Source organism: Kribbella sp. NBC_01484 (assembly GCF_036227145.1).
GTDB lineage: Bacteria > Actinomycetota > Actinomycetes > Propionibacteriales > Kribbellaceae > Kribbella.
This window is the reverse complement of record NZ_CP109437.1, coordinates 3,517,668-3,530,164: the sequence shown is the minus strand read 5'-3', so window position 1 is coordinate 3,530,164 and position 12,497 is coordinate 3,517,668. Positions and strand designations below refer to the sequence as shown.

Sequence of the window (12,497 nt, the reverse complement as noted above, 5' to 3'; positions counted from 1 at the left end):
ATCATCACGAGCGAGGGTGTCAGCCGAAAGTTCTGGTCATCTCAAGGCTCGGCGGGTGCGGGTGAGGACGTAGGCGGTCGGGGTGGCACCGTTGTATCTGAGCAGGCGTTGGCGGATGACCTTGAGCGCCTTCTGGTGGTCGATCGCCTCGCGTAGCAGGCGTTTGTCCTCGGTGAGGAGGACGGCTCTTCCATCGATCGCCAGTACCCGATCGATCTCGGACAGGACGGCCGGGTAGAGCGTGCGGTTGGCGCGGTGGCTGCCCACCAGTTTGCCGAACGGAAGGTTCGTGACGATCCGATCCACGCTGCCGGGCGGCAGTGGGAGGGCTTCCGCCTTGCCCTGGGTCAGGTGGGCCGAGCGTCCGGTGTTGCGCTTGGCGATCACGATCGCCCTCGGGTCGTGATCGGCTCCGACAATCCAGGCAGTCGGCTCACGACGGCGTACGGCGAGGAGGATCGTGCCCGTCCCACAGAACGGGTCGAGGACCCGGTGATCCTTGTGCACTTTCGCCAGCCGGACAAGGACTTCGGCGACGAGCGGGGTGGTTGACCACGGCAACCGTTCCAACCGCCCGAACCTGCGCATCCACGAGAGCGGACCGACCTCGGCGACCCAGCCGCCTCCCGTCCGCGTGAGGTTGACGTCCCAGTCGCCGGGCCGATTCACCCAGCCGAGGTGGTGCTCGACGGCCGCAATGAGATCGGGCCTGCCCTCGTCAGCGCTGACTCGAAACCCGGACGGCCTCAGCGTCGCGAGTACGCCGTACTCCATCGACTGCTCGAGTTGTCGCAGCAAGCCGGTTGTCCCGTCTGGCAAGACGATTGCGGCGGTCGAGTAGAGCGGACAGGCCGTGAGCTCGTCGATGCTCCCGTCCACCGCACACTCCACGGTGATGGCAGACGTCTGACGGATCGAGTGAAGAGAAGGTAGTGATCGAAGGTCCTGCAGGAGCAGGTCTACCGCCTCGTCCAGCGTGCGCAGGACGAGGCGATCGGAGGTTCTGGACACGATGATCCTCTGAAGGTCGCGATCGACATATGGCCGAGATCGCGGCGCACGCGAAGCACGCCAGGCTCGTCACCCGGCGTCTTGCGCGCACCTTCAGAAACGCATCATCGCGAAGACCTTAAACGATCGAACCGCCACTGATCACCTTGTTTTCCGGTAGAGTTCGTTGGTGAGCGACGACGTACGCATTCATACGGTCGAGCAGTTGCTCGACACCATCGACGCGGTCGTGGCGACGAGCGCCCGCGGTGATCGATCCCAGGCATCGGCCGCGGAGTTCTGGACCGAGCTGCTGAGCAGGCCGGGTCACCCATTGGCCACGCAACTGCCGGACGAGCCGTTGGTCGACTGGCATGAGCGCGGCCTGCTCGACCTGGCCGGCGCCCGCGTACTCGACATCGGCTGCGGATCCGGTCGGAACAGCAGGTGGTTCGCCGAGCAGGGCGCGACGGTCGAGGGCATCGACCTGGCCGCGCCGTTGCTGGACAGTGTCCGGCCGACGATGCCCGCGTCAGTGAATCTCACGGCGTCGGACATCTTGCGCGACCCGCTGCCGGCCGGGCAGTTCGATCTCGTCTACGACTCCGGGTGCTTCCACCACCTGGCCCCGCACCGGCGGATCACGTACCTCGCACGGGTGGTGCCGGCCGTGCGCGACGGAGGACGCTTCGGGATCGTCACGTTCGCCGCCGGCCGCGTGCAGACCCCCACCGATCTGGAGGTCGTCACGACCGGCGACACCGGCGGCGGCATGGCCTTCTCGCTCGAAGACCTGCGAACCATCTTCGCGACCCTCGATCCCCTCGAAGTCCGACCTGTCCACTCCGACCGCGAAGGCACCTTCGGAGCCGACTTCCTCAACGCCGCCCTGTTCAGGACGACCACGTAGCTCCGCCACGTGGTGGAGCGCGCGGCGGCGCGTGGAAAGCAAGGGTGGGTCGGGCGAGCGGTGGCGAGCGGAGCCGGGTGCGAGGGGGCGACAGCAGTTGGGGAGCGAGGCGTTGCCGGGGTTTTTCCAACGTTGTACTGTGCTTGTCGACCGCCGCACTTCAGCCTCCGGGAGTACGAATGAGCCAGCCTCGTGCCGAGTATCCGCGTCCGCAGTTCGTTCGGGCGGAGTGGGTGAATCTGAACGGTGAGTGGCAGTTCGAGGTCGACCGGTCCGACTCCGGGCTGGAGCGCGGGGTGCGCGAGCGCGACCTGGCGCAGCGGATCACCGTCCCGTTCGCGCCGGAGACGCAGCTGTCAGGGATCGAGAACGTCGACTTCCTCGAAGCCGTTTGGTACCGGACGACCGTGACGATCCCGGCCGAGTGGTCCGGCAAGGACGCCGTACTCCACTTCCAAGCGGTCGACCACGACGCGACCGTGTGGGTGAACGGCGTCGAGGTGGTCCGGCACCGCGGCGGCTTCACGCCGTTCAGCGCCAACCTGAGCAAGGTCGCCCAGCCGGGCGAGGAGGCCACGATCGTGGTCCGCGCCCGCGACACCCACAAGGGCCCGCAGGCGCGCGGCAAGCAAAGTCAGCTCTACTTCAACCACAGCTGCCTCTACACGAGGACCACCGGCATCTGGCAGACCGTCTGGCTCGAGGCCGTGCCGGCCGTGCACCTGGGCCGCCCCCGGATCACCCCGGATGTGGCCGGCTCCAGCTTCCACCTCGAAGTACCGGTGTCGGCGAACAAGCCGGACTGGAAGATCCGCGCGACGCTGAAGGACAGCGACGGCGAGGTCACGCGGGCGGAGGTCCGCGCCGACCTCGACCTCGCGCCCCGGCTCACGCTGCAGATCCCGGCCGGCCGGGTCCGCCTCTGGGACACGACCGACCCGCATCTGTACGACGTACTCCTCGAGCTGATCGATGCCGATGGCAACGTTGTGGACACCGCGGACAGCTACGCCGGACTGCGCTCGGTGTCGATCAACGGCAAGGCGATCCTGATCAACGGCAGGCACGTGTTCCAGCGGCTCGTGCTGGACCAGGGGTACTGGCCGGAGAGCCTGATGACGGCGCCGTCCAACGAGGCGCTGGTCCGCGACATCGAGTTGAGCATCGCGGCCGGGTTCAACGGCGCGCGACTGCACCAGAAGGTGTTCGAGGAGCGGTTCCTGTACCACGCGGACCGGCTCGGGTACCTGGTCTGGGGCGAGTTCGGCGACTGGGGCTCGGGAGTCGGTGACACAGGCAACGACAATCAGCAGCCGACGGCGTCGTACGTCGCGCAGTGGCTGGAAGCGGTCGAGCGCGACTACAGCCACCCGTCGATCATCGGGTGGTGCCCGCTGAACGAGACACACCAACTTCTGCATGACCGGATCACCCAGCTGGACGACGTCACCCGCGCGATGTTCCTCGCCACGAAGGCCGCCGACACGACCCGGCCGGTGCTGGACGCGTCCGGCTACTCGCACCGGGTGCCGGAAACCGATGTGTGGGACTCGCACAACTACGAGCAGGACCCCACCGAGTTCGCGAAGCAGATGGCCGACCTGGTCGGCGAGAAGCCGTACGGAAACGTCGGCGGGCACGGCGGGCGACCGATCTCCCAGCCGTACGCCGGCCAGCCGTACTTCTGCAGTGAGTTCGGCGGCATCTGGTGGAACGCGGAGGCGGCGGCCGCGGGCAAGAGCGGGCGCAGCGAGGACTCCTGGGGCTACGGACAGCGGGTCGCGGACGAGGAGGAGTTCTACACCCGCTTCGCCGGCCTCGTCGATGCGTTGCTCGACAACCCGCTGATGTTCGGCTACTGCTACACGCAGCTGACCGATGTGTTCCAGGAAGAGAACGGCATCTACCGCTTCGACCGCAGCAGCAAGCTCGACGTACCGCGGATCCAGAAGATCCAGGTCCGCCAGGCCGCCTACGAGAGAGACTGAAGTCCGAGGCTGCCGACCGCGACCAGGACCCAGAGGATCGCTCCGAGCAGGAGCGGCCTGGGTCCTGCGTCGCGCAGTTCCTTCGGCCGGAGTGACAGGCCGATCGCGACCAGCGCGGACGTGATCAGGAAGGTGCCGATCAGGCTCAGCGTCGGCAGCCAGGTCTCGGGTACGGCGCCTACACTTCGCAGACCCGCAGCCGCGATGAAGCCGATCAGGAACAGCGGGACCAGCTTGCGCCAGGGCAACTTCGTCTTGGCGCCGGCCACCCGGGACTCGCGGCGCGACTTGAGGAAGACCAACACCAAAACGATGGGCACCAGCGTCAAGGAGCGCGTCAGCTTGACGACGAGGGCCTGGTCGCCTGCGCTCTGGCTGTAGGCGTACCCGGCCGCGACCACGGATGATGTGTCGTTGATCGCCGTACCGGCCCACAATCCGAAGGCTTCCGGACTGAGACCGAGCAGGTGGCCGAGCGGCGGGAACGTGAGTACGGCGACCACGTTGAAGGTGAAGATCGTCGCCAGTGCGTAGGCGACGGAGGAGCGTTTCGCTCCGATCGCCGCTGTTGCCGCCGCGATCGCGGATCCGCCGCAGATCGCCGTACCGACGCCGATCAACGTCTGCGTATCACCGCGGACGCCGAGCAGCCGGCCGAAGAGCCAGGCGCCGCCGAGCGCGATCGTCAGCGTGCCAAGCATCACTGGCAGCGATGACGCGCCGACGCGAGCCACCTGCTGGAGAGACAGGCCCGTGCCGAGGATGACGATCGACAGTTGGAGCAGATTCCTCGAGGCGAAGTCGTAGCCCGGCCGGCACCGGTCGGCACGCAGCGCCGGGATCAGCAAGCCGCCCAGCACCCCGAGCACGATCCCGAACACGGGCCCGCCGACGACCGGAACGAGTCGACCGAGCGGGAGCGCGATCGCGGCGAGGGCCAGCACGACGAGCACACCCACGGCCCGCTGGGTCACTCCGGACCAGAGAGCATGCAGACGCGGGTGGTGAAGAGCAGCGACCGGGGTGACGGGTGGCCTAACCTCGACCTGCACCATCGAGCCGGCTCCTTTCGCAGAAATGTACGCACATTTAAGCTAGGAGATGACCGGACATTTGGCAAGCCCACTGGGAGGACACCCCGAGATGACCGTGCGCAGGCTCGACCGCTCCGGCGGCCAGCCGCTCTGGAAGCAGTTGCAGCAGGATCTGGTCCGGCGGCTGCGGTCCGGGGAGTTCGACGCGGCCTTCCCCGGTGAGCTTGCGCTGGTCGAGGACTACGAGGTGAGCCGGCACACGGTCCGGCAGGCACTCGGCCAACTCCGCTCGGACGGTCTGATCGTGGCCGAACGCGGCCGCCAGCCCCGAGTCGCGGCCGCGCCGGAGATCCGGCAGCCGATGGGCGCGCTCTACAGCCTGTTCTCGTCCGTCGAGGCATCCGGTCTGTCACAGCACAGCGTCGTACGGGCGCTCGACATCAGGGCCGACGGCGTCATCGCGGCCCGGCTCGACCTGGAGGCGTCTAGCCCACTGCTGTACCTCGAGCGGCTCCGGTACGCCGGTGACGAACCGCTGGCCCTGGACCGGGTCTGGCTCCCCGCATCACTCGCGGAACCCCTCCTCGACGCCGACTTCACCCACACCAGCCTCTACAACGAGCTGTCCGTCCGGACCGGTCTCAGCCTCGATCACGGCCGCGAGGACATCCGCGCCATCAACCCGACACCGGCCGAGCGGGTGTTGCTGCACTGCCCGGCCAACGCTGCCGTCTTCTCCATCATTCGCCAGGGCACCACGCAGAACCGCCCGGTCGAGTGGCGCCACACCGTGGTCCGCGGGGACCGGTTCGCCCTGTCGGCCGAGTTCTCGGCGAACACCGGTTACCGGCTCACCCCGGCACCGCGGACCACTGCCCTGGCCCAGGGGTGGTAGCCCTATCAGGGCCCGATACTGAAGCCATGACGGTCAAGGAACTGCGGTTGGTCGTGACAGCGGACGACTACGACGAGGCGGTGGCGTTCTACCGGGACGTGCTCGGGCTGCCGGAGCGGGCGTCGTACTCATCGGAGAACGGACGGGTGACGATCCTCGAGGTCGAACGGGCCACGCTCGAGATCGCCGACCCGGGCCAGGCCGGCTTCATCGACGAGGTCGAGGTCGGCCGCCGGGTGGCCGGCAAGTACCGCGTCGCCTTCGAGGTCGACGACTCCGCGGAGACGACGCGCAAGCTGGCCGCCGCCGGCGCCTCGGTGATCGCCGAGCCGACCCGCACCCCGTGGAACTCGCTGAACGCCCGCCTGGAAACCCCCGGCGGCATCCAGCTGACGCTGTTCACCGAGCTTGACCTCAACTGAGCTCGAAGTGTTGAGGTAGGCGTCATGTGGCAGATCGAAGACCTGGACCTGGACGCCTACCTGCGGCTGCTCTAGGTGCGCCGGCCGGGCCGGTGGGGAACAAAACTGTCACTGGGTGCACATTTGTTTCCCCACAGATCGACCGCTACCCAGCTCAGGACCGACTGCGCCTAGGCGTCTCCGTCCGGAAGGATTCACCGAGCTCCGAGCCGAGACCGAAGTAGTGCCGGAAGTTGTAGATCAACGGCGACCACGCGTCCGGATCGACGTACGACGTGCCCGGTACGACGATCCGGTCGTCGGCGTGCACCCGCAGTACCTTCGCCTGGATGATCAAGAAAGTGCCTCCGGCATCGAATTCGACCTGGACCGCGGTGGCCTCGAACTGGAGTGGACACTCGGCAACGCGCGGCGGCCCGACCCGCTCGGACGCCACCGGAGTCAGCCCGGCCGCCTTGAACTTCTCCCGCTCGAATCGGAACCGGGCCTTCTTGGCATCCGGCACCGGATGGCGTCCGGTGAGACCGGCGATCCGCTCGACCGCCTCCCACTGCGCCGGCGACGGGTAGTTGATGACCAGCTCGGGCCGAAGTTGCAGGTTGTGGGCGGTCTGACCGGATCCACCGACGCCGAGTACGACGACGTCGCCGAGCGCCCAGGCGGACGACATCGGGGCGAGGTTGCTCGTGCCGTCGTCGTTCACGGTGGACAGCAGTGCGACCGGCGTACCGACGTACAGGATGGACGGTTCGATCGTCAGGTGAGTCATGATTCCGACGCTAGGCGGCGGTCGCTTCGGCGGTGACCTAACTGTCGGAGCGGCATGATGAGGTCATGAACGAGCGGAGCGAGTTCATCATCAAACACAGCGCACCTTGTGTCTCATCCGCGCCTGGAGCGAAGCGAGGACGTGGATGAGCATGCAGGCTGAGGGACAGGAGTTGGCTGCATGGGCTCGCATGTTGGCCGACGGGACGCGGGCGACGGTGTGCCTGGCGCTGCTCGACGGTCGGGCCTGGACGGCTACCGAGCTGGCGCGAGTGGCGCAGGTGTCGCGGCCGACGATCAGCGAGCATCTCAACCTACTCGTCGAGGGCGGGCTGCTGACCGAGGTTCGGCAGGGCCGGCATCGCTACGTGAAACTCGCCGGTCCGGACACGGCCGAGTTGATCGAGGGACTGGCCGCGCTCGCACCTCGGCGTACGGAGGTTGCGAACAGCCTGTCCGCGGTCAGCAAACGAGACGCGTTCGCTCGGGCGCGGACCTGCTACGACCACCTTGCCGGCAAGCTCGGCGTGGCGCTCGCGGATGCGATGACCGACCGCGGCCTGCTCGACTGGTCGGAAGGGATCGCTCTGACGCCGGCGGGACTGGCCTGGTTGGCGGATCTCGGCATCGAGGTCGGGCCGAAGCGCGGACGGGCTGTACTGCGGTCGTGCCTCGACGTGACCGAGCGGCGGCCGCACATTGCCGGCGCGGTCGGCGCGGCCTTGTGTGGACATGCGTTGCAGCACGGGTGGGTGAGCCACATCCCCGGCGGCCGAGCGCTGAAAGTAACCGGCTCGGTACGTGAATTGGGCCTGCCGGTCGGCGTCGTACGAGAACTACTGCCCAGAGTCTGAGAAGTGCGTGACGGAACACGCTTCCAAGAGGCGCGAGGCGCCGAAACCACCTAGCCTTCGGCCATGACTGAGTTCGAGCCCGGCACCGATCTGGTGTCCCGCCTCCCGTTGCCCAGCCATGTGATCGTCCATGCGGACGGTCAGTGGCGTCGCGGCTGGCTGATCGGCCGCGAGCACGAGGAGACGGGATGGACCGGTCTGGTGCAGTACGAGGGCGACGACGGGACGGAGCGGACGGAACGCCTGCCGGCGGACCGGATCGCGCTGCCCGCGTCGGACGGCCCAAGCGAACGAGCGTCGTAGCGCACCGAAAGAGTGCGTTGAGCTGAGGAGGGGATAACGCACGAAGGCCCCCGGGGTAGGTCGACCGGGGGCCTTCGTGCGTAACGCTGCCGGGGCGCCTCGCGTCGAACGAGAACCCCGTCCCAGGCCCTTCGGGCGGTTGACCTGGGACGGGATCCTCAGTGGCGTTACACAGGGTGTATCGCTGGTGACGGGCCGGGTGTTACAGAATCGCCGGAAATTCTTGGGTACGGCGGCCGCCCGGGACAGCGGCTCCCGGGGCAAGCGGCGACCCCGGTGCACGTCCCTGAACACCGGGGCCTGGATCGGGGGCCTCTCGAGCGACCGCCGCTCTTGAGTGTCAGGTGCCCTTCTGTGCCGCGGGCAATCATGCCGACGGTGATCAGAAATGCACGGCGAGCAGGACCCGTCCAGATTCCGAACTACGGATGTCCAGTGCCTGGATCTCGCTGCGCTGCAACTTCGTGGTGGCGGCCGGTTTCACCGTCGTACCAGGCGATGACGTCCAGCTCGCGATCAGCTGTGACTTGCCGGACGTGTCTGTGACGTACAACTCGTATCCCCGGGCTCGTTCGCTCGGCGTCGCCAGGTCGTCGTACCGGCAGCTGATCTCGATCGTCGTACCCCAGCGCTCCGGCACCAGCCGCGCGTCCGCGGACAGCTTGCTGGACACGGTCTGCGCGAGGACGACGTAGTCCCCCTGCGGTTGCTCGTGGGTGAGTGGGATCGCGATCACCGCGCCGATCGCGGCAGCGACCAGCGCGACCCCGGTCATCAGTGCGCCGAGCCGCACCCGCTGCCGGCGCCGTTCCCGCTGCACGTTGCGGACCAGGCCGGGCAGCAGGTTCGGAGGGTCGGTGGTGATGGTCGCGAGCGCTCGGTCGTCCGGCAGCGCGGCCAGCGTCCCGGGTACGCCGGCCAACGACGCCATCTCCGCCGAGCACTCGTCACACGTCCGCAGATGCTCCTCGTACGCGCGCCGATCCTTCGCCGACAACGCGCCGAGCAGGTACGCCGCGTCCCAGTCCCGGTACGGATCACTCACTGAGTCGTCACCCCCTTCTCCTGCAGCGCGAGCTTCAACGCCCGCAGCCCGTAGTGCAGCCGCGACTTCACGGTGCCGGACGGGATGTCCAACTCTTCGGCGATATCGGTGACCGTCCGGCGTCCGTAGTACGCACGAACGATGACCTGCCGATGTTCCTCGGACAGCTGGGCCAGTGATTCGGCCACCAGCCAGGCGTCCAGTACGGCGTTCGCGTGGTCGGCGCTCGGGTTCTCCGGCAGGTCGTCGCTGGCCACCTCGCGACTGACCCGGGCACTGCGCCGGTCGTCGATGACGAGATTGCGTGCCACCGTGAACAGCCAGGCCCGGGCCCCCGCCTCGTCCTCGGTCAGGATCTGCGGCCGGCGCCACGCCCGGAGCAGGGTCTCTTGTACGACGTCCTCCGCCAGCCGGTCGTCACCGGTCAGCCGCACCACGAACCGCCACAGCGACGACCCATGGACGTCGTGCAGCTCACGCAGCAGGGCCGCCCGGTCATCGGCCATCGGCACTCCTGCTCAGTTGGCTGCTCTTCTCGCCACCATTCTGTACCGGATCAAATCACAATCCACAGCCCTTGCAGGGTTTGCGGGTGCGGCGCTGGTAGCCGTAGGCGGCCAGCGTCAGGCCGACGCCCCAGAGAAGGTAGGCCGGGACCGCGACCCAGAAGAAGGCCTCCGGCAGACCGACATCGTCGTACGCGGGCTTGCCCTGGATCACGTTGCCGATCATCTGGAGAAGCCCGACACCGAAGTACGCCGTGATCCCTGCACCCAGGCCGAATCCCGGGAGAAGCAGCATCCAACGGGGGAAGAACCGGCCAGGCCGATACACGAGCAGCAGGGGCAGCGCGACGCCCGCCAGCACGAAGCCGCCTTCGAAGATGATGCGCGAGAGGTTGCCGTCGTACGGCGAACTGCCGAATCCGACCGCAGCCTGGGCGGCCAGCCGGGTCAGGCAGCCGACGACGGCCAGCCAGGCTGGCCATGTCGGTATCGAGGTGGGACGCGGCCGACCAGTGCAGCGAAGGCAGGTCGGGTCGAGCCTTCGCTGGTAGGCCAGCGCTGTCGCCCCAAGCAGCGCAGCGCCTCCCAGCGCAGTGAACCTACTGAGCATCCCGAGCAAATCGAAGGGAATCCCGAGTCCGGGCAGCAGACCTGCCACCAGATCGAGCAGAGCGAAGGCAGCCGCGGCAACCCAGCCGGCGGCAAGCACCCACAGCAACCGGATCAGGGCGCGGGAGCGCGGGCGTCGACCGAGCGCGATCACCCCCGCAGCACTGACCAGGCACCCGGCGACTGCAATCCAGTCAGGAACAAGGAGATCGCGCCCGGGAAGCTTCCAGACCGGCGCGTTCCCGGTGGCGAACCACACCCGCAGACAGCCGTACGCCGCCGCCCACACGAGCGCGGCCGTCGGCACCCAACTGCGTGCGACTCGAACCGGTGCCTCCATAATCGATGCCATGGCGCCAGTCTCTGCGGCGTCACCCGCCGGACGGATCACTCCCGCGAGTGAAAGCCCTCCATCGCAGGACTGACGTCACCGCGCTCCACCACCACCTCCGGCGGCGCCCTCCGGCACTGTCGTCCGTCAGCGCGTTACGTCGCGGGCCTCGTGTAGGGCGCGGAGTACGCGGAGGAACGCTTCGCGATCGGCTCGGGGGAGCTTGGCGAGGAGGCGGTCCTCGCGGGCGCGGATGTCTTTGCGGACGGAACGTCGTACGCGACGGCCCTGGGTGGTGATCGAGAGCAGGCGGACGCGGCGGTCGTCCGGATCCGGGGTGCGCTCGATCAGGCCGGCGTCCTGGAGCTCGTCGAGGGTGCCGATGATCCGCGACTTGTCGGCGCCGATCGCCTCGGCCAGCGCGGCCTGCGTGCGCACCGGAGTCTCGTCCAGCACGGTGAGCACCGAATATCCCCACATCGAGACCTCGTGCGCGGCGAGCACCGGCAGCTCGGCCGCGATGAGTGCCCGCACCAACGGACCCAGCATCGCGGCGAGGTCGGGACGCTCGCCTGGGTCCTCGCTCGGCATAGCCGGAAGATAACACTGGCGCAATCATAAGCTGGCGCATACGATATGCTCATGCCTACAGTTGACTACGTATCTCTGGACGCCGCCGCGGTGCGGACCAGCATCGACGTCGTATCCCGCGCCACCTCCGCCGACCTGGCCAAGCCGACCCCCTGCCGCGCCTGGACCGTCTACGGTCTGCTCGCCCACATGGCCACCCAGCACTACGGCTTCGCGGCGGCGTCCCGCGGTGAAAGCGATCCAGAGCTCTGGAAACTCCGCGACCTCGGCGACGACCCGGTGAAGGCGTACATCACCTCCGCCGAACACGTCCTGACCGCCTTCGCCGAAGACGGCGTCACCGAGCGCCAGTTCGCCCTCCCCGAGTTTGGCCCCGGCCTGTCGTTCCCCGGCCACCAGGCCGTCAGCTTCCACTTCATCGACTACGTCGTCCACAGCTGGGATGTCGCCAAGTCCCTGGGCACTGGGGTCACATTCACCCCTGACGTCCTGGCAGCCGCCCAGACCGTCGCCCAGATCGTCCCCACCGGCGACGTCCGCCTCGTCCCCGGCGCCGCCTTCACTGTGGACCTCCCCTGGTCGGGCGACGACCCCCTCGACCAGATCGTCGCCCACCTCGGCCGCTCGCCGCGCTGGCCTGCCTAGCACCCGACCCACTCCTCCTGCCGGAGGCTTGTTGTGGAACAGGCCTGACACTCGGCGGCGGTGTCTCGTCGTACTGGCATGACAATGACGACGAAGCTCAGCGAGCTGACCGGGGACTACGTTCTCGATGCGGAGCGAACGCGGATCGGGTTCGTTGCTCGGCATCGGATGGCGACCAGGGTGCGGGGGCGGTTCGCCGGGTTCGAGGGAGTCGTGCGCCTGGATGGTGACGACCCGAGCGCCTCGAGTGCTCGGCTCACGATCCAGGCGGACACCGTTGATACCGGCAACAAGCAGCGGGATGACCAACTCAGCAAGACTTTCCTCGTGGCGGCGGCGTACCCGACCATCATGTTCGTGTCGACGAAGGTCGAGCAGACCGGCGCGACCACGTTCGACGTCACGGGAGACCTGACCATGCGGGGTGTCACGCATCCGGTCACCGTCCCGTTCGAGCTGATCGAGGCGGACGGAGACGTCACGTTCAAGGCGACCCAGACGCTCAATCGCATGCACTGGCAGGTGAACTGGAACGCCCTGACCACCGTCATGGTCAGCCCGGACGTGATCCTCGACCTCCAGCTCACCGCTACTCGCCGTTGAACT

Annotated in this window: 15 protein-coding genes; 8 read left to right on the top strand and 7 right to left on the bottom strand. The window is 67.8% G+C overall.

Going from position 1 to position 12,497, the window contains the following annotated elements; translation table 11 throughout:
* Positions 1–36: 36 nt before the first annotated feature.
* The gene (locus OG555_RS17395; RefSeq protein WP_329483942.1) at positions 37–1,011 is read right to left on the bottom strand and encodes a TRM11 family SAM-dependent methyltransferase; all 975 of its coding nucleotides are present in this window, start codon (positions 1,009–1,011) and stop codon (positions 37–39) included.
* Between the two features lie 169 nt (positions 1,012–1,180).
* Between OG555_RS17395 and OG555_RS17390 the strand changes: the two genes are divergently transcribed.
* Both OG555_RS17390 and OG555_RS17385 read left to right on the top strand, forming a co-directional pair.
* The gene (locus OG555_RS17390) at positions 1,181–1,900 is read left to right on the top strand and encodes a class I SAM-dependent methyltransferase (RefSeq protein ID WP_329483941.1); all 720 of its coding nucleotides are present in this window, start codon (positions 1,181–1,183) and stop codon (positions 1,898–1,900) included.
* Positions 1,901–2,079: 179 nt separating this feature from the next.
* On the top strand, positions 2,080–3,888 hold the full coding sequence (locus OG555_RS17385) for a glycoside hydrolase family 2 protein (RefSeq protein ID WP_329483940.1): 1,809 nt from the start codon (positions 2,080–2,082) through the stop codon (positions 3,886–3,888).
* On the opposite strand, the gene OG555_RS17380 is transcribed toward OG555_RS17385, so the two are convergent.
* Positions 3,873–4,943 (bottom strand): YeiH family protein, encoded by a 1,071-nt coding sequence (locus tag OG555_RS17380; RefSeq protein ID WP_329483939.1) that lies wholly within the window; start codon positions 4,941–4,943, stop codon positions 3,873–3,875. The genes OG555_RS17385 and OG555_RS17380 overlap by 16 nt on opposite strands.
* Positions 4,944–5,031: 88 nt before the next feature.
* Between OG555_RS17380 and OG555_RS17375 the strand changes: the two genes are divergently transcribed.
* Positions 5,032–5,817: a GntR family transcriptional regulator gene (locus OG555_RS17375; protein WP_329483938.1), complete on the top strand. Its 786-nt coding sequence runs from the start codon at positions 5,032–5,034 to the stop codon at positions 5,815–5,817.
* A 26-nt stretch (positions 5,818–5,843) separates the two neighbouring features.
* Positions 5,844–6,239 (top strand): VOC family protein, encoded by a 396-nt coding sequence (locus OG555_RS17370; RefSeq protein WP_329483937.1) that lies wholly within the window; start codon positions 5,844–5,846, stop codon positions 6,237–6,239.
* Between the two features lie 154 nt (positions 6,240–6,393).
* Here the strand turns inward: OG555_RS17370 and OG555_RS17365 are convergent, their stop codons facing one another.
* Positions 6,394–7,008, bottom strand: coding sequence for a flavin reductase family protein (locus OG555_RS17365; protein ID WP_329483936.1), 615 nt, complete (start codon positions 7,006–7,008; stop codon positions 6,394–6,396).
* A 145-nt stretch (positions 7,009–7,153) separates the two neighbouring features.
* Here OG555_RS17365 and OG555_RS17360 point away from each other — a divergent pair, with 145 nt between their 5' ends.
* Complete coding sequence (locus OG555_RS17360; protein ID WP_329483935.1) at positions 7,154–7,861, top strand: ArsR/SmtB family transcription factor; 708 nt, start codon at positions 7,154–7,156, stop codon at positions 7,859–7,861.
* Between the two features lie 63 nt (positions 7,862–7,924).
* Entirely contained in the window at positions 7,925–8,164 is a 240-nt protein-coding gene (locus tag OG555_RS17355; RefSeq protein WP_329483934.1) for a hypothetical protein, read from the top strand.
* A gap of 382 nt (positions 8,165–8,546) precedes the next feature.
* On the opposite strand, the gene OG555_RS17350 is transcribed toward OG555_RS17355, so the two are convergent.
* From OG555_RS17350 to OG555_RS17335, 4 genes are all read right to left on the bottom strand, one after another.
* Positions 8,547–9,209 (bottom strand): anti-sigma factor family protein, encoded by a 663-nt coding sequence (locus OG555_RS17350; protein ID WP_329483933.1) that lies wholly within the window; start codon positions 9,207–9,209, stop codon positions 8,547–8,549.
* Positions 9,206–9,715 (bottom strand): sigma-70 family RNA polymerase sigma factor, encoded by a 510-nt coding sequence (locus OG555_RS17345; RefSeq protein ID WP_329483932.1) that lies wholly within the window; start codon positions 9,713–9,715, stop codon positions 9,206–9,208. The genes OG555_RS17350 and OG555_RS17345 overlap by 4 nt, the downstream gene beginning before the upstream one ends.
* 55 nt (positions 9,716–9,770) lie before the next feature.
* Positions 9,771–10,676: a hypothetical protein gene (locus OG555_RS17340; RefSeq protein WP_329483931.1), complete on the bottom strand. Its 906-nt coding sequence runs from the start codon at positions 10,674–10,676 to the stop codon at positions 9,771–9,773.
* Positions 10,677–10,802: 126 nt separating this feature from the next.
* Positions 10,803–11,246, bottom strand: a complete 444-nt coding sequence (locus tag OG555_RS17335; RefSeq protein ID WP_329483930.1) for a MarR family winged helix-turn-helix transcriptional regulator — start codon at positions 11,244–11,246, stop codon at positions 10,803–10,805.
* A 51-nt stretch (positions 11,247–11,297) separates the two neighbouring features.
* On the opposite strand from OG555_RS17335, the gene OG555_RS17330 reads away from it, so the two are divergent.
* Together OG555_RS17330 and OG555_RS17325 are read left to right on the top strand one after the other, a co-directional pair.
* Positions 11,298–11,891 carry a TIGR03086 family metal-binding protein gene (locus OG555_RS17330; protein WP_329483929.1) on the top strand — a complete coding sequence of 198 codons (594 nt, stop codon included), beginning with the start codon at positions 11,298–11,300 and terminating at the stop codon, positions 11,889–11,891.
* Between the two features lie 84 nt (positions 11,892–11,975).
* Complete coding sequence (locus tag OG555_RS17325) at positions 11,976–12,494, top strand: YceI family protein (RefSeq protein WP_329483928.1); 519 nt, start codon at positions 11,976–11,978, stop codon at positions 12,492–12,494.
* Positions 12,495–12,497: the final 3 nt, after the last annotated feature.